This is a genomic window from Shewanella maritima, assembly GCF_004295345.1.
GTDB classification, from domain to species: domain Bacteria; phylum Pseudomonadota; class Gammaproteobacteria; order Enterobacterales; family Shewanellaceae; genus Shewanella; species Shewanella maritima.
The window spans coordinates 3,646,517-3,667,934 of sequence record NZ_CP036200.1; the positions used below are offsets into that span (position 1 = coordinate 3,646,517).

At 44.3% G+C, this 21,418-nt stretch carries 18 protein-coding genes, 1 pseudogene and 1 other annotated feature; of the genes and pseudogenes, 15 read left to right on the forward strand and 4 right to left on the reverse strand.

The annotated features are described in order from the left end of the window. The first annotated feature begins 114 nt into the window (after positions 1–114). The 3 genes from pdxJ to EXU30_RS15465 all read left to right on the forward strand — a co-directional run bounded on the left by pdxJ (position 115) and on the right by EXU30_RS15465 (position 1,993). Positions 115–852, forward strand: coding sequence for a pyridoxine 5'-phosphate synthase (gene pdxJ, locus EXU30_RS15455; protein WP_130601513.1), 738 nt, complete (start codon positions 115–117; stop codon positions 850–852). Beyond that, positions 852–1,232: a holo-ACP synthase gene (gene acpS, locus EXU30_RS15460; protein WP_130601515.1), complete on the forward strand. Its 381-nt coding sequence runs from the start codon at positions 852–854 to the stop codon at positions 1,230–1,232. Before pdxJ ends, acpS begins: the two co-directional genes overlap by 1 nt. 224 nt (positions 1,233–1,456) lie before the next feature. Further along, positions 1,457–1,993, forward strand: a complete 537-nt coding sequence (locus EXU30_RS15465; RefSeq protein ID WP_130601517.1) for an Mpo1 family 2-hydroxy fatty acid dioxygenase — start codon at positions 1,457–1,459, stop codon at positions 1,991–1,993. Between the two features lie 142 nt (positions 1,994–2,135). Here the strand turns inward: EXU30_RS15465 and EXU30_RS15470 are convergent, their stop codons facing one another. After that, positions 2,136–3,413, reverse strand: a complete 1,278-nt coding sequence (locus EXU30_RS15470; protein ID WP_130601519.1) for an HlyC/CorC family transporter — start codon at positions 3,411–3,413, stop codon at positions 2,136–2,138. Between the two features lie 149 nt (positions 3,414–3,562). Next, a complete protein-coding gene (locus EXU30_RS15475; protein ID WP_130601521.1) occupies positions 3,563–4,351 on the reverse strand; it encodes a cytochrome C assembly family protein in 789 nt (262 codons plus the stop codon). A 259-nt stretch (positions 4,352–4,610) separates the two neighbouring features. Between EXU30_RS15475 and ffh the strand changes: the two genes are divergently transcribed. The 11 genes and pseudogenes from ffh to EXU30_RS15530 all read left to right on the forward strand — a co-directional run bounded on the left by ffh (position 4,611) and on the right by EXU30_RS15530 (position 17,443). Then, on the forward strand, positions 4,611–5,984 hold the full coding sequence (gene ffh, locus EXU30_RS15480; protein ID WP_130601523.1) for a signal recognition particle protein: 1,374 nt from the start codon (positions 4,611–4,613) through the stop codon (positions 5,982–5,984). A gap of 219 nt (positions 5,985–6,203) precedes the next feature. Further along, complete coding sequence (locus tag EXU30_RS15485; protein WP_130601525.1) at positions 6,204–7,415, forward strand: efflux RND transporter periplasmic adaptor subunit; 1,212 nt, start codon at positions 6,204–6,206, stop codon at positions 7,413–7,415. A 2-nt stretch (positions 7,416–7,417) separates the two neighbouring features. After that, on the forward strand, positions 7,418–10,564 hold the full coding sequence (locus tag EXU30_RS15490) for an efflux RND transporter permease subunit (RefSeq protein WP_130601527.1): 3,147 nt from the start codon (positions 7,418–7,420) through the stop codon (positions 10,562–10,564). A 100-nt stretch (positions 10,565–10,664) separates the two neighbouring features. Continuing rightward, a pseudogene (locus tag EXU30_RS15495) lies at positions 10,665–12,064 on the forward strand (efflux transporter outer membrane subunit). A 193-nt stretch (positions 12,065–12,257) separates the two neighbouring features. Next, positions 12,258–12,509, forward strand: a complete 252-nt coding sequence (gene rpsP / locus EXU30_RS15500) for a 30S ribosomal protein S16 (protein WP_130601529.1) — start codon at positions 12,258–12,260, stop codon at positions 12,507–12,509. Positions 12,510–12,529: 20 nt separating this feature from the next. Then, entirely contained in the window at positions 12,530–13,060 is a 531-nt protein-coding gene (gene rimM / locus EXU30_RS15505) for a ribosome maturation factor RimM (protein WP_130601531.1), read from the forward strand. Between the two features lie 16 nt (positions 13,061–13,076). After that, on the forward strand, positions 13,077–13,823 hold the full coding sequence (gene trmD, locus EXU30_RS15510) for a tRNA (guanosine(37)-N1)-methyltransferase TrmD (protein ID WP_130601533.1): 747 nt from the start codon (positions 13,077–13,079) through the stop codon (positions 13,821–13,823). A gap of 34 nt (positions 13,824–13,857) precedes the next feature. Continuing rightward, positions 13,858–14,211 carry a 50S ribosomal protein L19 gene (rplS, locus tag EXU30_RS15515; RefSeq protein WP_130601535.1) on the forward strand — a complete coding sequence of 118 codons (354 nt, stop codon included), beginning with the start codon at positions 13,858–13,860 and terminating at the stop codon, positions 14,209–14,211. 276 nt (positions 14,212–14,487) lie between these two features. Then, a complete protein-coding gene (locus tag EXU30_RS15520) occupies positions 14,488–15,576 on the forward strand; it encodes a 3-deoxy-7-phosphoheptulonate synthase (protein ID WP_130601537.1) in 1,089 nt (362 codons plus the stop codon). 6 nt (positions 15,577–15,582) lie between these two features. After that, on the forward strand, positions 15,583–16,722 hold the full coding sequence (gene tyrA, locus EXU30_RS15525) for a bifunctional chorismate mutase/prephenate dehydrogenase (RefSeq protein ID WP_130601539.1): 1,140 nt from the start codon (positions 15,583–15,585) through the stop codon (positions 16,720–16,722). A 376-nt stretch (positions 16,723–17,098) separates the two neighbouring features. After that, positions 17,099–17,443 carry a hypothetical protein gene (locus EXU30_RS15530; RefSeq protein ID WP_130601541.1) on the forward strand — a complete coding sequence of 115 codons (345 nt, stop codon included), beginning with the start codon at positions 17,099–17,101 and terminating at the stop codon, positions 17,441–17,443. Between the two features lie 63 nt (positions 17,444–17,506). Here the strand turns inward: EXU30_RS15530 and EXU30_RS15535 are convergent, their stop codons facing one another. Together EXU30_RS15535 and hpf are read right to left on the reverse strand one after the other, a co-directional pair. Next, the gene (locus EXU30_RS15535) at positions 17,507–19,438 is read right to left on the reverse strand and encodes a chorismate mutase (protein ID WP_130601543.1); all 1,932 of its coding nucleotides are present in this window, start codon (positions 19,436–19,438) and stop codon (positions 17,507–17,509) included. A 70-nt stretch (positions 19,439–19,508) separates the two neighbouring features. After that, positions 19,509–19,624: a sequence feature (Phe leader region), on the reverse strand. A gap of 289 nt (positions 19,625–19,913) precedes the next feature. Further along, positions 19,914–20,267 carry a ribosome hibernation-promoting factor, HPF/YfiA family gene (gene hpf / locus EXU30_RS15540; protein ID WP_130601545.1) on the reverse strand — a complete coding sequence of 118 codons (354 nt, stop codon included), beginning with the start codon at positions 20,265–20,267 and terminating at the stop codon, positions 19,914–19,916. A gap of 455 nt (positions 20,268–20,722) precedes the next feature. Between hpf and EXU30_RS15545 the strand changes: the two genes are divergently transcribed. Then, positions 20,723–21,385, forward strand: coding sequence for a cytochrome b/b6 domain-containing protein (locus tag EXU30_RS15545; protein WP_130601547.1), 663 nt, complete (start codon positions 20,723–20,725; stop codon positions 21,383–21,385). Positions 21,386–21,418 lie beyond the last annotated feature (33 nt).

The window sequence follows — 21,418 nt, forward strand, 5'->3', positions numbered from 1 at the left end:
TTTTCATTAGCAGCTAAACCAAGCTTTAGCGCGCTTTATACTGCATAGTATTACAAGTACAATGCTGAGCATTCTCAATTTGTCAGTACCAAAAATAATCATAAGGAGCTGTGTGTGAGCGGCATTCTATTAGGTATTAATATCGACCACATTGCGACCCTACGTCAGGCTCGCGGAACTAACTATCCTGATCCTATCCACGCTGCAGCTGTTGCTGAACACGCCGGCGCTGACGGTATCACTATTCACCTACGTGAAGACCGTCGTCATATTCAAGACCGCGATGTATACCTGCTAGCCAAAACCTTAAAAACACGCATGAACTTTGAGTTTGCTGTGACTGAAGAGATGATTAACATTGCCTGTGAAGTTAAGCCTGCTTACGCGTGTTTAGTGCCTGAAAAGCGTGAAGAACTCACTACTGAAGGCGGTTTAGATGTCGCCGGGCAGTTAGGCAAGATCACTGATGCAGTTAAACGACTTGCTGCAGAGGGCATTAAAGTTTCTTTGTTTATTGATGCTGACAAAACCCAGATTGATGCAGCGGTTGCCTCTGGTGCGCCTTACATCGAAATCCACACTGGCTGTTATGCCGACGCTGAAACCGATGCTGAGCAGCTAGAAGAGTTAAACCGTATTCGTGAAATGGCAACTTACGCTCATAGCAAAGGCTTGATTGTTAATGCGGGTCACGGTTTGCATTATCATAACGTCAAAGCGATTGCGGCTATCCCTGAGCTATATGAGTTGAACATTGGTCATGCTGTTATTGCCCGCGCATCAATTGATGGACTTGAGAAAGCCGTGCGCGATATGAAGCAGCTGATGCTTGAAGGTCGTCGAGGCGAATAATGGCCATTGTTGGACTCGGCACCGATATTGTAGAAATCGAGCGGATCAAAACTCAACTTGAGCGCCATCCTGAGCGTCTTGCCAAGCGGGTGTTAACTGAAGCCGAGTTTGAAATTTTTAGCGGCTCGGCGATGCCTGAGCGCTATTTAGCCAAGCGTTTTGCGGCAAAAGAGGCCGCAGCAAAAGCCCTAGGTACAGGCATTGGCCGCGGCGTGTCGTTTCAACATATTCATATCAGCAATAATGAAGATGGTGCGCCTGTGCTTAAGTTTACCGACGGCGCTCTTGAAAGGCTTAGCTTGCTTGGTGGCAAAAGCGCGCACATTTCGATCGCTGATGAGCAAAGGTATGCAACGGCCACTGTGATTTTGGAGTCATAAACTTGCGGTGCAAGTGCTGCTATCAAAACATGTAATTAAAAATGGTGCCTGGTGGCACCATTTTTTATGGGCTTTAAATTAAATAGCGCTTGCGGTAGATTAACAAGTCGATAACACAAGCCAGTAGCGCAAATTGCGTGGCACAAATTAAAGACTAGGTTTTGGCCAAATTACAAAAAATACCGACATCATAAAAATATAATAACGACAAAAGTGAGCCCATTATGAAATCAGCTATCGAGCAGCTTTCGACCTACAAAAGCGTCCATTTAAACCCTAAAAATATCCGTACCCACTTTTTTGGTGTACCGATGATCATCTGGTCTATTTTCGTGTTGCTTGGCTGCGTACGTTTTGCGTTTGCCGATGTTGAAGTCAGTGTGGCGAGCGTGTTCATGATGATAGTACTGGTGTACTATTTTGCTTTGCACGCTAAGTTGGCTATTGGGCTTACCTTATTTATTCTGCCTGTGTTATATACATCTGACTGGGTGGCAACCAGCACCGAGTCTCCAATATTGATTGCCGTTAGCGTATTTGTTGTGGGTTGGGCTATTCAGTTTCTCGGTCACAAATATGAGAAAGCCAAGCCTGCGTTTATCGATGATTTAAATCAGTTATTAATTGGGCCATTTTTCTTAATGGCAGAAGTGTACTTTATGCTGGGTTGGTTAAAGCAGTTAGAGCACGATATTACACCGATAGCGCGAGATAAGCGTCGCGCCTTAGAAGCTAAGCGCCGTGAGCAAGCAAACGCTTAAGATTATTTGGGTAAATTGACAAACAATTAGGCGTTTCACTGCTCACAAAAAATGTCGCTTCGGTTAAGCCGTAGCGACATTTTTTATGAGCAGCTTTAGCAATGGTTAAGGATACATTTGAGTTGCAATGAGTTGTCTGCTTTTATGTCAGCTTATTTACAACCTTAACTGTCTTAACCATGTTATCCGCCACATCAACAACTTCTAACGGATAGCCTGCGATCATCAGACTGGTATGGGCGCTAGGGATGTCTTCAAGGTGCTCAATGATCAGCCCGTTAAGCGTTTTCGGACCATCAGTTGGGAAATCCCAATCCATCTCTTTGTTAAGCTCGCGAATATTAATCGTGGCATCTATAAGATAGCTACCGTCTTTTTGCGCATTAATCTCATCACTCGGTGCAGGTAGCATTGAAGTAGTGAAGTCTCCGACAATCTCTTCAAGAATATCCTCTAAGGTCACTAGACCTTGAATGTCACCATACTCGTCAACCACCAAGCCAATACGGGTTTTGTTGAGCTGGAAGTTAGCCAGTTGAGTGTTAAGCGGCGTCCCTTCAGGGATAAAGTACAGCTCCTTGAGCGCGCGTACTAGGGTGGCTTTACTAAAGTCTTCTTTAGATTGCAGCCTTAAGGCATCACGCAGATGAATAAAGCCTACTGCATCATCAATATTGTCGCGATAAACCAGCACCCGAGTGTGTGGGCTTTGAATGACTTGCTTGTTGATTTGCTTAAAGTCGTCATTGATGTTGATGGCGTAGATGTCACTGCGAGCAATCATCACATCTTCTACCGTGACTTTTTCTAAATCCAGAATAGATAACAGCATGTCCTGGTGACGCTGTGGTATGAGTGCGCCAGCTTCATGTACGACGGTGCGCAGTTCTTCTTGGCTAAGGGCATCATCGCTTTTAACGTTATGAATACCAAGTAACTTTAACAACACGCCAGTAATGTGATTGAGCAGTTTAACTAATGGGGCGAGCAGGAGTGACAACCATTTGAGGACGAAGCTTGATGGAAACGCTATACGCTCTGGATGCACCGCAGCATAGGTTTTAGGGGTAACTTCAGCAAAAATGAGGATAACTACGGTGAGCACCGCAGTGATAATCGCGACACTTGCTGCTTCATCAATATTAAAACCACTCAAAATGCGCATGCCAACAATGGTAGCGATTGCTGATGCGAGAATATTAACCAGGTTGTTGCCAATCAAAATAAGCCCAATCAGCCTGTCTGGACGCTCTAGCATTTTGGCGCTGCGTTTAGCAGCCTTGTTACCTGCAGATGCAAGATGACGTAAGCGGTAACGGTTTAGCGACATCATTGCGGTTTCAGAGCCCGAAAAGTACGCTGAAATAACGATTAAAATAAACAGGAATATCAGCAGTGCACTGGTCGATATTTCGTCCAAAAAGGGGCTCCAGGTTTTTGTGCTAATTGGGTTAACAAAGTGCTTTAGTTAACAAAATGTCGTTCGTAAACGCCCATTATTAAGTAACACGACTTGGTGTCAAGTGAATGGGGCGATTTTCATGAACGGAAAACCGACCCCAAGAAAGATTAGCTGATGATCAACTCTTTAACGACGCGGGCGCCAAAGTAGCCAAGAGAAAGTAAAAATGACCCTGATAAGCTGTAAATTACCGCGGTGCGAATACGGCAGCCAACCGTGTATTGCTGCCATAACATGGCGCCATAAACAAACCACGCGGCTATTGATAATATTGCTTTGTGGCCCTTGCCGTCGGCAAACATGTCTTCTAGGAATATAAAGCCAGTTGCAAGTGACAAACTAAGCAGCACAAAGCCAATTAAAATCAAATGATAAAGCTGCTTTTCAACCGTCATCAGTGGCGGCATTGCTGGGCTCATCATGGCTTTTTTGTCTTTTAATTTCTTTTGGATCAAATAAAGCTGAATAGCGTACAGGGCGGCAATCATCAAAGCACTGTAGGCCATTAGCGATAAGATGATATGGCCTAGTATCTCAGGCTTGTCTGCAAGCGGCGCGATAATGTGCGAAGGCAGCAGCCATAAAATCGGCACTGAAATAATTGAGCAGGCATACACTACCGGTAGCACGATAATTACTTTCAGGCGTGACAGCGTTAGCGTAAATGACAGCGCAATAATCCAGTTAACCAGAGATATCACGTTAGTCAGGCTGTAGTTTTGTCCTTCTTGCGTGAAAATCGCGTAGTAAAGTGCAAATCCGTGCAATCCAACCGCTATTGCAGATACGCCAGTCACCAAGGTGCGATTTGGGCCGTCTACATGGAACAGACGACTGGTAACAAGCAGCAGTGCAACGCAATATAACAACATGGCTGCAGTTGAAAAAATAACCATTTGCTTCAACCTTTTAACGAAGTCTAAGTTTGTCTCTGATAGAGAATAAACTAAACGAGAATTATTCCATAGAGTAACATGATTCCCCCTTGGTTGGCAGTGACCTAAGACGCATAATTTAACTGTAGTGGTCGCATTTTTTTAATTTAAATCGTTAAAGCAGCAAATAGGAAACGATTGCCAAGGGCAATACTCGCATCTAGGCATACTTTGGGTATAATAGCCGCCATTATGAGTGGCTAAAGGTATAGCGCTAACCATGTTTGAGAATTTATCTGACAGATTATCCCGTACCCTGAAAAATATCAGTGGTCGTGGTCGTCTCACCGAAGACAATATTAAAGAGACCCTACGCGAAGTGCGCATGGCGCTACTTGAGGCTGACGTTGCCTTACCAGTGGTGCGTGAGTTTGTTAACAGTGTAAAAGAACGCGCTGTTGGTCAAGAAGTCGCTAAAAGCCTAAGCCCGGGTCAAGCATTTATCAAAATCGTTCAAGCCGAGCTTGAGCGCGCAATGGGTGAGTCTAACGAAGCATTAGATTTAGCTGCAACGCCACCAGCAGTGATTATGATGGCGGGTCTGCAAGGTGCGGGTAAAACAACCTCTGTCGCTAAGCTAAGTAAACTGCTACGTGAGCGTCACAAGAAGTCTGTATTGGTTGTCAGCGCCGACGTATACCGCCCAGCGGCGATTAAGCAGCTAGAAACCCTGGCTACTGAAGTCGAAGTTGAGTTCTTCCCATCAGATGTAAGCCAAAAGCCAGTTGATATTGCCAATGCAGCAATTGCTCACGCTAAGCTTAAATTCATCGATGTAGTGATTGTCGATACCGCAGGTCGCCTGCACGTTGACGATGCCATGATGGATGAGATTAAAGACCTTCATAGCGCAGTTAACCCAGTTGAGACCTTATTTGTCGTTGATGCGATGACAGGTCAAGATGCTGCTAACACCGCTAAAGCCTTTAACGAAGCACTGCCGCTTACTGGTGTGGTGCTAACCAAGGTTGATGGTGATGCTCGTGGTGGTGCCGCGTTATCTATCCGTAACATTACAGGTAAACCAATTAAGTTCTTGGGTGTAGGTGAGAAAACCGACGCGCTTGAGCCGTTCCATCCTGATCGTATTGCATCACGCATCCTAGGTATGGGTGATGTGCTGTCATTAATCGAAGAAGTAGAACGCGGCGTCGATAAAGACAAAGCCATGAAGCTTGCTTCTAAGGTTAAAAAAGGCGGTTCATTTGATTTAGAAGACTTTCGTGAGCAGCTGCAGCAAATGAAAAACATGGGCGGCATGATGAACATGATTGAAAAGCTGCCAGGGGTAGGTCAATTGCCACCTGAAGCACTTGCTCAAGTGCAAGACGGTAAGATGACCAAGCAAATGGAAGCTATCATCAACTCAATGACGCCTGCTGAGCGTCAACGCCCTGATATCATTAAAGGCTCGCGTAAGCGTCGTATTGCGAATGGTTCAGGTACGCAGATTCAAGATGTAAACCGCTTGCTTAAGCAATTTACCCAAATGCAGAAAATGATGAAAAAGATGTCGGGTAAAGGCGGCATGAAGAAGATGATGCGCGGTATGGGTGGCATGTTACCACCAGGCATGAAATTCCCTGGTCGTTAAAAGTCGTCATCAATGAGATATCTAGAAAGCCCAAGCACTAACTTGGGCTTTTTTATTGGCTGAAAAAACGTTGTTGTGATGAGTATGTATTTTTTGTTTGCTGCTATGTTAAATTAACACTTACACTTTGAGCATAATTAAAGATAACTAATTGTTTTTTATCAGACGGTTTTGTCTCATCTCTCGCCTTTAGAATAATGGATTTTTTGGGGTGTATTCATGGTTAAAATCCTAAGAAAACGTTTGTTCGTTTTTGTATCGCTCATTGCTCTCCTTGGTTGTGAAAAACCAGAACCGAAAATTACCCCAAAACTTGTCGTGGTTGAAAAAGCTGCCTCTGCAACCGTGCCACTTTATGGCAACTATATCGGTGTGACGCAAGCGTCACTTGATGTGGAAGTTAGAGCTAGAATTAATGGTTTCGTTGAAGACAAGAGCTTTATTGAAGGTAGTGCCGTTCAAGAGGGGACACTACTTTATCAAATTGATAATCGTCCTTACCTTGCGGTGGTTAACCGTCTTAAAGCCAACGTTGAATCCCAGCAATCTGCATTAGATAAAGCTAGGCGTGATGTAGAGCGCTTAAAACCTCTTTATGAACAAGACGCAACCAGCCAGTTGGACTTTGACAATGCTTTATCTGTGTTATCTCAGGCCAAATCAAGCTTAGCTGCCAGTAAAGCTGAGCTAGAAGAAGCGCAACTTGAGCTCAGTTATACCGAAATTAAGTCACCTATTTCCGGTTTGGTGAGTCGTTCTGAAGTTGATATCGGCGCACTAGTCGGCAGCAATGGACAATCTTTATTGACCCGAGTAAAGCAAGTTGACCCTATTTATGTCACTTTCAATATGTCTGCGCTAGATTATTTAAATGCGCGGCGCAGAATGACGAGTTATTCAAAACAGAAGGAAGCCGAGGAAGAAGGTAAGGCTGTAGAAGGGTTTGTGACAATAACCTTACCTGATAATACTGAGTATCCTTATTTAGGAGATGTGCGTTTTACGGACCCATCGGTCAATCCAGAAACCGGTACGTTTCAAGTTCGTGCTGAACTTCCTAATCCCAACAAAGAATTGCTACCTGGGCAATATACCAATGTTCGTATCAAGCTCACTGAGATCAACAATGCTGTCGTCATTCCACAACAAGCAACCCAAGTTGAACAAGGTGGTGTGTATGTCATGGTGGTGTTGCCAGATAATAAAGTTGAGCGCCGTTTTATCGTAATAGAGCATCAAGGCAAAATGGGGGTGGTGGTTAAAAGTGGCCTACGAGCAGGCGAGGCAGTCATAGTAGAAGGCATGCACAGAGTGCGTCATGGTCAGTTAGCTGAGCCACTTTCTCGTGAAGAGTATGAACAGCGAGAAGATAAAATTTTGAAGGAGCAGGCACTTAAGCAACAGGCATTAGAACAAGAACAGGAGCAATAACCATGGCGCAATTCTTTGTGACTCGGCCGGTCTATGCTTGTGTTATATCAATTGTGATTGTACTGGTCGGCTTAATTTCTATGTTTAAGCTGCCAATTGATCAATACCCCTATATTACTCCGCCGCAAGTTAAAGTCTCTGCTTCTTACCCTGGGGCAACCTCAACTACCGCAGCCGAATCTGTAGCGACACCATTGGAGCAAGAGCTCAATGGCTTGCCCAATATGATTTACATGAGTTCTAAAAGTACTAATTCAGGAAGTGCAAATGTCACCATTACCTTTGATGTTGGTACTAACCCTGATTTAGCGGCTGTAGATGTACAAAACTCGACTCAGCAGGCAACAGGCAGTTTACCGATTGATGTACAAAATGACGGCGTATCAGTTTCAAAAGAGGCGTCTGTAGAATTATTAAAACTGGCATTAACCTCTGAAGACGATCGTTATGACGAAATTTATTTAAGTAACTACGGCACGATCAATATTGAGGCTGCACTGAAGCGTATTCCCGGCGTTGGACGGGTACGTAATACCGGTGCGCGAAGTTACTCTATGCGAGTTTGGTTACAGCCAGATGTGATGGCGGGTTATGGGCTAACTACCACCGATGTTATTAATGCAATTAAAGCACAAAATAAAGAATCCCCTGCCGGCTCTATTGGTTCTCAACCAAATTCTGAATCATTAAGCATGACACTCCCTATCACTGCTGCCGGGCGAATGAGCAGCGTGCCACAGTTTAACGAAATCATCGTCCGCGCGAACAGTGATGGCTCAATTGTGCGCCTACGTGATATAGCTCGAATAGAGCTAGGCTCGTCTGCATATACCTTACAATCTCAATTAAATGGTGCCAATGCGACCATTCTTCAGGTGTATTTGTTACCAGGAGCTAATGCGCTTGAAGTCACTAAAAATGTCAAAGTTGAGATGGCCAAGTTGGCAGAGAAATTCCCTCAAGGTATGAATTGGGAGGTGTTTTTTGATGCATCCATTTTTATTGAAAACTCGATTGATGAAGTTGTAAAAACACTTATCGAAGCACTCGTACTGGTTATTCTAGTCGTTTATTTATTTTTGCAAAACGTTAGGGCAACACTCATTCCTGCGATTGCAGTACCAGTATCTTTAATTGGTACGTTAGCGGCCATGTTAGCGTTCGGTTTTACCATTAACACCGTGAGTTTACTGGCTCTAGTACTGGCCATTGGTATTGTGGTTGACGATGCGATTGTGGTGGTTGAAAACGTTGAGCGGTTAATGAATGAGAAAGGGTTAAGCTCGGTTAAAGCCACTCAAGTTGCGATGAAGGAACTTTCAGGCGCATTGATCGCAACGAGCTTAGTGTTGGCTGCAGTGTTTGTGCCAGTATCCTTTTTGGCTGGGATAACTGGCATCATGTATCGCGAATTTGCCATTGCGATTACTGTAGCTGTATTGATTTCCACTGTGGTTGCGTTGACGTTGTCGCCGGCGCTATGTGCGTTGTTATTAAAACCAGGTGATACGCCTACTCGCGGCTTTTTTAAGTGGATGAATGACAAGCTGGACATCTGCACCAATAAATATGTAGCACTGGTGTCATTAACCACACGTCATGCTAAACGCAGTTATCTGCTATTCATTGTAATGGTCGGCGGCGTGTATTTGATTATGTCTAACTTACCTTCAAGCTTCATGCCTGATGAAGACCAAGGGAGATTCTTTATTGATATGACCCTACCTGATGGGGCAACGGTTAATCGATCACAAGCTATTTTGAAAAAAGCAGAAGAGAAAGTGCTTGCTCATCCAGCAGTGGCTTATTCATTTACCTTGGCCGGGGAGAATCGACGTTCTGGTTCGAATCAGGCTAATGGTCAATTTGAAGTCATCCTCAAACCTTGGGCTGAAAGGGTAGAGACAGATGCGACAGTTCAAAGCGTCATGCGAGACATCAATACTTCGTTGTTAGATGTTTTAGAAGCTGAGTTCAATTTATATTTGCCCTCGGCTGTTCCTGGGCTCGGAAACGGATCGGGTGTGGAGATGGAGCTACAAGATACATCCGGCACCAATTTTAAAGGCTTAATGGAAACGGCTGATGAGCTTGTAGAACGACTAAAGTTACAACCGGAAATTGCCACAGCTAGCTTATCATTGCAGAGTGCGATTCCACAGCTGCACCTAACTGTTGATGAAGCTAAAGCCATGGCTATCGGGGTGAGTGTTGCCGATATCTACAGCACTATTCGTACCTTTACAGACTCATCCACTGTGAATGATTTCAACTTATTTGGTCGAGTATACCGAGTAAAAGTACAAGCAGAAGAGGAATACAGGCAGTTTCCTGAGCAGATAAAAGATTACTATGTACGCTCATCGACAGGCGCTATGGTTCCTATTGGTGTTTTGGCGAAATATGACTATTCGGTGGGACCAGCAGCAGTAACACATTACAATTTATTTAGCAGTGCATCTGTCAATGTGACCCCAGCAAGAGGGTACGCGTCTGGTGATGTGATTAAAGCGATTGAGCGTGTTGCTAAACCCATTTTACCTAATGAATTTAGTTATGAATGGACGGGCATAACTTATCAAGAAGTGCAGTCGGCTAATCAAACGAGCATTGCCGTTGCCTTAGCTATGGTGTTTGTTTTTCTTTTCCTAGCTGCGCTCTATGAGAGCTGGACGATTCCTATCGCTGTATTGCTGATAGCGCCAATAGCGATGTTAGGCGCAGCACTAGGTACTTGGGCAAGTGGAATGGAAAGTAACTTATTTTTCCAAGTGGCGTTTATTGCACTTATAGGTATGGCAGCAAAGAACTCCATTTTAATTGTTGAGTTTGCCAACCAGTTACATAAACAAGGCAAGACACGCCTTGAGGCGGCTTTGGAAGCTGCTAATATGCGCTTTCGCCCAATTTTAATGACATCTATGGCATTTATTTTAGGGGTGCTTCCACTGGTATTGTCAGTGGGGCCAGGTGCTGTGAGTCGACAAAGTATTTCAATCCCAATTCTATGCGGAATGGTTTTTGCCACCACAGTGGGTATTGTGTTTGTTCCGCTATTTTTTGTGACGACAGCGGGATGGTTAAAGTCCAAATTGGCTCATTCTGAAGAACCACAGAGTCAAGTTTCACAGGAGGGTTCTCATGGATAAATTACCCTCACGTTTACTCGCCGTGAATATGAAACTTAATGTTGAACAAATAAAGCTTGCTGTGCTTTTGAGTAGTGCCTTGTTTTACACTGGCTGTGCGATGGGGCCAGATTATCAGCGTGCTGATTTGGCGTTACCTGCACAATTTCAACAGGAGCTAGCTCAAGACCATACTGATAATGTGGGGCTAGTTAAATGGCAAGACTTTTACCTTGACCCTAACGTGCAACAGCTGATTAGCCATGCTCTGGCGCAAAACCTCGATTTAGAATCTGTACGCTCTCGCCTAATTGCCGCGAGATCGCAAATGACAGTAACAGATGCTGCGTTATACCCCGCTGTTGGAATAGCAGCCAACGCTGAGCGCTCGATTGATAGTGGTATCACCAGTACCAATCCAACCCATGGTAATGAGTTTGATATAGCGGGTACGGTATCTTGGGAGCTTGATATCTGGGGGGCTAACCGTCGCCGAAGTGAAGCAGAGTATGCCAATTATTTATCTGCACAGGATTCATTAAATCTAACAGTCATCAGCTTGATCAGTGATGTAGCGAGTCGCTATTACGAATGGTTAGACATTGAGCAACGTTATCGTATATCCACAAATACAGTCGAACTGCGTCGCAAAGAGCGTGATTTAGCGAGATTAAGAAAACAAAATGGCGTGATTTCTGGTTTAGAAGTGAAACAAGCAGAAGTAGAATATCAGAGTGCAAAAGTGACCTTGCCAGATCTGGACTTTGAGCGACAACAAAAAGCAAATCAGTTAAAGGTGTTACTTGGGGAGTATGACTATCCACTCGCATTTCCAGATGATATTCAATCATTGATTTCCGCTGACTTATTTCCAACTCAGTTCAAAGTGGGGATCCCGTCACAAATGCTATCACAACGCCCAGATGTCAAAGCCGCTGAACAAGCTGTGATTGCTGCTAATGCGAATGTAGGTGTCGCTAAAACGGCTTTCTTCCCCAAGTTTACTATTTCGGGCAGCTATGGCACTGAGAGTGATGACTTGGATAGTATCTTTGATAGTAAAGGCGTGACTTGGTCTTTGTTAGGGGGCTTACTGCTCCCATATTCAACGCTGGCAGTATTTCTGCGCAGTATGACATTGCTCAAGAGTCTTCCAAACAAGCATTGCTAGCATATCGAAGCACTGTGTTGTCAGCTTTTTTTGAAGTCAATGACGCAATGAATAGCTTTAGACGATCAGAGCTGGCCATTGAGGCCCAAAAAGAGCTTGTTGATGCTTCACGTGATTATGCACACCTTGCTACATTGCGCTACCGCAATGGTGTAGCAAGTTCACTCGATTTGATGGATGCACAAAGAAGCTTATTTAACGCAGAGCTATCCTTAAGTGAGGTAAGGCGAGATAAGTTATTAGCTACAATAAAGCTATATCGTTCACTTGGTGGCGGCGTGATGAATCAACAGCAAATCTCGCAAATGATAGCTGACTATGATGTTAACCTTGATGCTCAACAACCTTAAGGGTGAGAGGTAAGTTTCATGTATAGCGCTGTAGTACCCCTATAATCATTTCTTCAGCATGCTTTATGACCAAAAAATATTGCATTCGCTGGCCATTCAGGTAAACTCTTCCGGCTTTCTTTCTGGGACCTTTGCGAACACGGGTTCCAGTTTTTATTTTTGCCTTGTGCAAATCATTAGAGGAATAAAACGCATGGTTACCATTCGTTTAGCTCGTGGCGGCGCTAAAAAGCGTCCTTTTTACAACATCGTAGTGGCTGATAGCCGCAATGCTCGTGACGGTCGTTTCATCGAGCGTGTAGGTTTCTTCAACCCAATGGCTAAAGGCCAAGAAGAAACTCTACGCATCGACCTAGATCGCGTTGAGCACTGGGTAGCTACTGGTGCTGCAACATCTGAGCGTGTTGCTAAGTTAATCAAAGACGCACGTAAAGCTGCTGCTTAATCGTGTGAAGGTATAGATAGATGAGCGATAACCAACAGCCAATTGTACTAGGTAAGTTAGGCGCTAGTCATGGCATTAAAGGTTGGCTAAAAATCACTGCCTATACCGATTCTGTTGAAGGTATTTTTGATTATTCACCTTGGCTAATTAAAGACCAAGGCGAATGGCGAGAAGTTAAAGTCTTACAGTGGAAGCCTCAAGGTAAAGCGATTATCGCTCAACTTGATGGTGTTACTGACCGCGAACAGGCGCAGATGCTCACTAACAGTGAGATCGGCATTATGCCTGAGCAGATGCAAGAGTTAGCTGATGATGAATTTTATTGGCGTGACTTAATCGGCTGCGAAGTGGTTAACACTAAAGGCTACAACATGGGTAAGGTTGATCAGATCGTGGAAACAGGATCGAACGACGTACTCCTTGTTAAAGCTAACGCTAAAGATGCTTTCGGCAAAGCGGAACGTATGATCCCCTTTGTCACTGAGCAGTTCATCACAGCGGTGGACTTGCAAAGTAAACAGATAACAGTGGATTGGGATCCAGACTTTTAAGTCGAGGTACAACATTATGTGGTTAGGGGTAATCACCCTGTTTCCTGAGATGTTTCGTGCTGTTACAGACTTTGGAGTTACGGGTCGAGCCGTTAAAAACGGCCTGTTAGAAGTACATACATGGAATCCTCGTGATTTCACACATGATCGACATAACACGGTAGATGACCGACCTTACGGCGGTGGCCCAGGTATGTTGATGATGGTGCAACCTTTAAGGGATGCGATACATGCAGCGAAAGCTGCCGCTCCTGAAGGCGCAAAAGTGATTTATCTATCACCACAAGGACGCAAGCTGGATCAGCAAGGCGTTGGTGAGTTAGCTAAATCAGACAGTTTGATCTTAGTGTGTGGCCGATACGAGGGTATCGACGAGCGCATTATTCAAACTGAAGTAGATGAAGAATGGTCAATTGGTGATTACGTGCTTTCGGGTGGCGAGTTACCGGCAATGACCCTAATTGATTCAGTTTCGAGATTGGTACCAGGCGTGCTTGGTAAACAAGCCTCGGCAGAGCAAGACTCTTTCTCTGATGGATTGTTAGATTGTCCTCACTACACGCGTCCTGAAAACTTAGATGGGTTGGATGTACCGGCAGTGCTACTTAGCGGTGACCACGAAAAAATTCGACGCTGGCGTTTAGGACAAAGTCTCGGTAGAACTTTGTTAAGACGGCCGGAATTATTTGAAAATCTAGCTCTGACTGACGAACAATCGACTTTATTAGCGCAGTTCGTACAAGATACGGACAAGTCCGCATAGTCATCGCTTCAGTTATTTCTAGAACGGAGAAGTTATGAACAACATCATTAAAATGCTCAACGATGAGCAAATGAAAACTGACGTACCTGAATTTGGTGCTGGTGATACAGTAGTAGTTAAGGTTCGTGTAAAAGAAGGTAACAAAGAGCGTCTACAGGCTTTTGAAGGCGTAGTTATCGCTAAGCGTAACCGTGGTCTGCACTCTGCATTCACTGTACGCAAAATCTCTAATGGTGAAGGCGTTGAGCGTGCATTCCAAACGCACAGCCCACTAATCTCAAGCATCGAAGTTAAGCGTCGCGGTCGTGTTCGTCGTGCTAAGCTTTACTACTTACGTGAGCGTTCAGGTAAGTCTGCACGTATCCGTGAGAAACTGGCAACTAAGTAATAGTTACCAAAACAAAATAAGATGCAGTGTTCGCACAATAACCCGCCAAATGGCGGGTTTTTGTGTTTTTAGCCCAAAGTAAAAATTAGCGCTTGCAATCACTTTTATCTAAAGGCATAGTTAGCTCAATCATGTAATGGTGTAGCGTTACAGAAATACATTATTGTTTGAAACATGGCGCTACTTAAAAATAGCGTTACTTAAAAATAGTGATCACCCCAGCTCAAACCGAGAATGTCGGGTTAATTAGATTTAGTGTAGTCAGTCGAGGCAAGTATGCAGCAAGATACCATCAACAATATCCACATCACTGGCGAGAAGGTGTTATCAACACCAGCGCAGTTAAAGCAAGAATTACCTTTAAGCGCCCACGCTCAGCAGTATATTTTGGATGCCCGTAAAACTGTGGCGGATATTGTGCATAAGCGTGATAATCGCGTGCTTGTTGTGACAGGCCCATGCTCAATTCATGATATTGACGCTGCCAAAGAATACGCCCTAAAGCTCAAGAAATTGCACGATGAGTTAAGTGATGACTTCTACATTTTAATGCGAGTCTACTTTGAAAAGCCGCGCACGACCGTGGGTTGGAAAGGCATGATTAATGACCCAGACATGGATGAGTCATTTGACGTTGAAAAGGGCTTACGTATCGCCCGTGAGCTGATGATTTGGCTGGCTGAGCTAGAACTCCCTGTCGCCACTGAAGCGCTTGATCCGATCAGCCCGCAGTACATTTCTGAGCTAGTGACCTGGTCAGCAATTGGTGCAAGAACCACTGAGTCGCAAACTCACCGTGAAATGGCATCGGGTTTATCTATGCCTGTTGGTTTTAAAAATGGCACAGACGGTAAGCTCGATGTGGCAATTAATGCGCTTAAATCAGCAGCCAGTAGTCATCGTTTTATGGGAATAAACCAGCAAGGCCAGGTTTGTTTGCTGCAAACTCAAGGTAACCCAGATGGCCATGTGATCCTCCGCGGTGGTAAGCAGCCTAATTACGACGCGGCGAGTGTGCATGACTGTGCTGAGCAGTTGCATAATGCCGGCTTGAATGCACGTTTGGTGATTGATTGCAGTCATGGCAACTCATCTAAAGATCACACGCGGCAGACATTAGTGTGTGAAGATATTTTCGCGCAAATTGTTGCTGGCAATACCTCTATTATTGGCGTCATGCTTGAAAGTCATTTAAACGAAGGTAATCAAAGCGCTGATACGCCATCTGAGTTAAAGTATGGTGTGTCTGTTACTGATGCGTGCATTAACTGGCAGACAACAGAAGCGCTGCTGCGCTCAGGTGCTAAGCAATTAGCTCCAGTGCTACCAACGCGTTTTGACAATAAACAAGTCGTAAATGGTTAATATTCAATGAATGAGAAAACAACTGCAGATTTAGAAAAGCTACGCGGCTTGATTGATGGCGTCGATCAGCAACTCTTGCACCTATTGCGCAAACGCCTTGATTTAGTGGCGCAAGTCGGCGCCGTTAAACATGGCGCTGGTGTACCTATTTACGCACCTCAGCGTGAGGCGGCAATGTTAGCTAAGCGTCGAGAAGAGGCGGCTAACATGGATATTTCCCCGCAGCTGATTGAAGATATTCTGCGTCGTTTGATGCGCGAGTCATACCTCAATGAAAAAGACGTTGGCTTTAAGCAGGTTAAGACTGATTTGGGGCACATCGTGGTGGTCGGCGGTCAAGGGCAACTTGGGCAATTATTTACCCAAATGCTGACCTTATCCGGCTATCAAGTTAAAACCTTGGATAAAGACGATTGGCAGCGCGCACCTGAACTATTCGATGGCGCTGGTATGGTGCTAGTTACTGTACCGATTAAGGTCACTTGCGACGTTATTCGCAACCAATTAGGTCAGCTACCTGAAACTTGTATTCTCGCCGATTTAACCTCGATTAAAGATGAGCCGCTCAATGCGATGCTTGATGCCCACAAAGGCCCTGTAGTCGGTCTCCACCCTATGTTTGGCCCTGATGTAGGCAGTTTGGCAAAACAGGTAGTAGTGGTATGTCATGGGCGCAACGCCGATGCGTATGAGTGGCTAATGGAGCAAATCCAAATTTGGGGAGCGAGATTAGTAGTTGCCGATGCTAAAGAACATGATAACGCCATGCAACTGGTTCAGGCTATGCGCCACTTCTCAAGCTTTGTCTACGGTCTTAATCTGTGTCGCGAGCAAGCGGATATTGACAAGTTGTTGCAGTTTAGCTCGCCGATTTATCGTTTAGAGTTGGCAATGGTCGGGCGCTTGTTTGCTCAAGATCCTGAGCTTTACGCCGATATTATCTTTGCACAGCAAGGCAGTTTAACTGCAATTGGAGATTACCTAGAAAATTATCAATCTGCGTTAGAGCTGTTAAAGTCAGGCAATCGTCAGGCATTTGTTGAGCAATTTAAACAGGTTTCTCAGTGGTTTGGTGATTTTGCGCCGCAGTTCCAAAACGAGAGCCGCGCAATGTTGCAATCGGTCAACGACATGAAAGCAGGTTAATTTGATTTAACCTAAACCCGCGTTGCTAAATCTGTTTATTAGGATTATGTTTATATGAGGTTTAGTAACGCTGTTTTGGCGATGAAACCTGAATTAACCGTTTAATGTCGATGAAAAGGATGTCATACCAATTTGCATAAGATTGTGATCATTCTTACTGGTAAAAATCGCCTATAACTTCGTTAGAAATTTTGTAGGTATAGCAACTAGCTAGCAGCAATTTCCGCCTTGTTCTAAACGATTTTTCCTGCGTAATATCTGAACACTTATTTATCCCAATTGGTATCAAGCAACCCGCCGTTATTGAGTATGTGTTGCATTCTTTGACTTAAACCTAAGGTCAGTAAGCAATTCACTGCCTGATGGAGAATATCCTATGTCGATAGCTACGCCGCCAGCTTGCTCGCAAGCACTTGTTGAAGATAAGTCATTAGGCTATATGCTTTATGGCTTGATGAGCGCATTTCCGCTGTTTTTTATTCCTGTATTAGTTAGCCTTTGGCTTAATCTTATTCAAAAGAATGTTCAGCCCAACTCTTTGCTCGGCAGTCATTTGCGCTGGCAAAAGTTCAGTATTATTGGATTGGCGCTCGCAGTATTAATGGGTTACCTGTCTGCAGGAATGTGGTTTAGCCTGCCTATCTTGTTAACGGGTATTGTTTGGTTTTGCTACCGGGTATTTAAAGGATGGCTCAGCTTAAATGATGGCATTAGGTTGTAGTGGGTATTGAGCAGTAAAAAGCCGAGGGTTGATCCTCGGCTTTTTTGTGGGTGACTGGCTTGATTAGCTAGCTAACACGCGTTGCAATAGCTGAGGCTGGTCTTGCTGACGATCTAGCATGACACCATTTAAACCAAGTTGCTTGATGGCGCGCGCCTGCTGTTCAACCGTTTCAACTGTAGCAGTTTGAGTCAGGTTAACTAGCACTGGCAAGTGAGTCAGTTGCTTAACTTCAATCAGACTGCTTAGGTCTAGGCTGAGTTTTTGCGCTTCATTGAGACCGCGAATACCTGAGTCAACAAGACCTATTTGTTGATTGCCTTGATTCAAAATAACATCGGCACTGTTTAGCCACTGCTCAAGGCTAGCGTTGTTGTGTCTGTCAATCAGCACTGGTGTGCTAAGCGCTCCCGCGGCATTTAATAGCTCAGCATCGAACATCGACTTACCTTGCAATAGCAAACCGTCGCTAAGTTTCGCTGCAACAGGCAGCTCAACACTGTGCTCAACAGGTAAGATGCAGGCAAGGCCAGCAAGGTTGATTTGTTTGACACAATCGCTAACTTGCTGCTCGTTTGATATCAAATCGGCATTATTAAGTACAATCGCTTCGAAGCCTGCTTCTTTTGCTTCTCGTGCTTGGGTTGCGACTTCAGTGTTGTTATCTGTGTAGTCTAAATGCTTAATGGTATTTAGCGCAGCGCCGCCAATTTGCATCATTCCAAGTTGCACAACAGTATCTTTATCTTTAAATGATTTGGCGTGCTTAGGGTTATGGCCGAGTTGGTTAGATGCCACTTTAGAGCTATCTGGCTCAATTAGTAGTTGTGATTGTGACAATTGCGTCGGTTTTACCGTTTCACACGGGTAGCAGCCTAAGACCTTAATAAAACGCGTTTGGCGTTCTAGCTCGTTGATAGCTTGCTGGACATTATCTGTTGCTAAATTTCCGTCGATATCAAGATAGAACATTTCTTCCCAAGGTGTACCTGGAATAGGGCGCGACTCAAGCTTACTCATATTGAGGTTATGCTCTTTGAGCACAAGCAAGGCCTCAACCAGTGCGCCAGGCTTATGACCTGTTGCCATAATCAGCGTGGTCTTTGCTGGCAGCTGTGATGGTACATCAACCGCCTTGCGAGCTACCACGATAAAGCGGCTCTGGTTAATTTTTTGATTAGCGAGATCTTTGTCAATTGCGCTTAAGCCGTAAAGGGCGCCGCCTTCAGCGCTGCCTATCGCTGCAACATTGAGACTTCCACTATCTATGACTTTTTGCATGGCTTCAGCACTGCTTGAGCAATACTCCAATTTGATGTGCGGGTATTGGCTTAGGTAACGACTGCATTGGCTAATCGGCTGTGGATGGGCGTACAAAGTGGTGATGTTATCAACACTGCTGCCGCTGCTCGCGAGCATACAATGACCGACTTCGATGGTGGTTTCACCTACAATTGATAACGACGTGTGCTGCAGCACGTCATACACTTCATTGATTGAGCCGGAAGATGTGTTCTCAATCGGCAAAAAGCCGTAATCGGCATGGCCTGATTCTACTGCTGTGATGATGTCATCAAAGTTTGGACAACCTAAGTCTTGCATCTCAACCTGACGGCGCTCACAGTATCGATTCGCTGCCAAATATGAATAAGAGCCACGCGCGCCCAAATACGCCACAGTGTATCGCGTCTTTTGGGTTTCAGGGTTTGCTTTGGTGTGCAGGTAGGCTTGTTGATTGAGCACTGAGTCTTCAATGATGCTCTGGTACAGTGAAATCACATAGTGAGCGTCTAAGCCTTGCTCACGCCCTTGATGAACTAAGCGCTCAAGCAGTTCTTTCTCTCTTTGGGTATCACGAATTGGGCGCACATCGACTTCTTTTGAGCGAGCAACGTCTAGGCTCAAAGCTCGTCTTTTTGCTAATAGGCCTAGTAGTTCTTTATCAAGATGAGTAATTTGCTCTCGGGTGTCATTTAACGCTGGTGGTTTTTGCATATTGTTGGCCCAACTTCTCATGCTTGTGCATGTTTAAAAATTTAACGATTAACGAGATAGAAAAGAGTGAAACAAAAAAGCCTCCCGGTTGGGAGGCTCAATTTTCACTTTCGTTTTTACACAGAAAATCGACTCCCAACTTGGGTGTGCGTAAAAAAGAAAGTAAAAAACAAATTTGCTGTCATCTATCGTTCGTCATTTTGTTTGTTATCACTAATGGCACAGTCAGCGAACTCAGGACGTTAAAAACGACTCGGTGATCACGCTGCCTAATTAAAATTAAAGCTGTGCTGGCTCGCTGTCAATGCAATTTTACTCATTTAGCGTGACATATTGTACTTAGTGAGACTTTATCGCTTGGGTTTGAGAGTGCGAGGCAGCCGTACTGGAATTGAAATAGGTATTGAACTTAAATTTTTAGATAAAAAAGCGCACTTACTCAGTGCGCTTTTGAAGTATGAATGTGAAATGTGCTTTACGCAGCAGACTCCTCGCTATAGTCATATTCAAAATCGTCTTCAGCTTCGACCACAGGTTGTTGATGGCGTTGAGACTGTGGCTTGTGCGTGATGCGATTTAACTGCTTCTCAAGTTTTTGCCCCATGGCAGTAATGGCTGAGTATAGGTTTTCGCCTTTAGCTTGGGCAAAAAGTTCACCACTTGGTAAGCCTACTGAGGCTTCAATTTTAAACTGTTGCTTCTCTTGTGTGATGATTACGTGAGGATTAATAAGTTGAACGTCATGACGAGTTAACTTTTCAAAACGACCCTCAATACGTTCACGGATTGGTGCAGTGACTTCAAGTTGTTTGCTGGTGATTTTTAGCATATTTCAAACCCTCTTGTTGCTTGCTTAACTTCAGACTACCAATAATTGGGCTGGATTTTGTGATTTTTATCACGATTTTTGGGGCTAAAGATACTGTTTGCTTTTAATTTGAACGCTTGCGCAAATTCGGTAAATTTCCGTTTAGAATCGCTTGTAATTGGCTATTTTAAGGCGCATATTGGAATGGATAACAAGCAGCAAAATTCTCGTCACCCCCCATTTTTTATTGCACCTTACTTTCTCTTAGCTTCATCATCGAAAATATTCGATTCGCGAAACTGAGTCATTCTCGCGTTTATCTTTGTCACGCAAGTACGATGTAAAAGCTCGTTTTGGCGTCACTATTAGCTCAAAGCAAATAGCGCTGTGCAAATTTGTGTAAAACGATTCATCAAGTCTGCCGGAAATGGTATGTTTGCCAGATAAAAATGGATAACAAACATCAAGAAGTCATTATGGAACAAAAAACAAAGTCAATTGTATGGGACTTACCAGTACGGGTTTTCCATTGGGGAATTGTCGTGTTAATGGGTGGTCTTTGGTGGACAGCGGAGCAAGGGGAGATGGAGTGGCATCAAATCTTGGCTTATGTCTTGGCCGCGCTATTAGTGATGCGATGGTTTTGGGCCGCTGCGGGCAGCCAAACAGCAAAATTTAGTGATTTTATCCGCTCGCCTAAAGCCGTCATCAGTTATGCATTAAACAGAAGCCCGTCTCCAACATTAGGCCATAATCCATTAGGCGGTTATATGGTGCTCGCTTTGATGTTGATGCTAACGGTGCAGCTAGTAACTGGCCTTTTTGCAACCGATGATATTTTTACTGAAGGTCCACTATATGCTTATGTATCAAGTGAGCAAGCTAGCTGGCTTACTTGGCTACATAAAACAAATTTTACCGCGCTGCAGATCTTTATTGCTGCACATATCCTTGCTGTCATCCTTCATCAGTTTAAAGGTGATAAGCTTATTCAAGCGATGTTCTCAGGTAAAAAGCTTCATGACTCGGCACTTGATAGCCCAAAAATGAAATCTGCTATCACAGCCTGGGTAGTGCTGTTAATCGCACTGGGTTTATTGGGGTACTTTTTGATATGGCCTATTTATCAGTTTATGTAGCTTGGGTTAGTCGTTCTTGTAAATCGCTCTTGT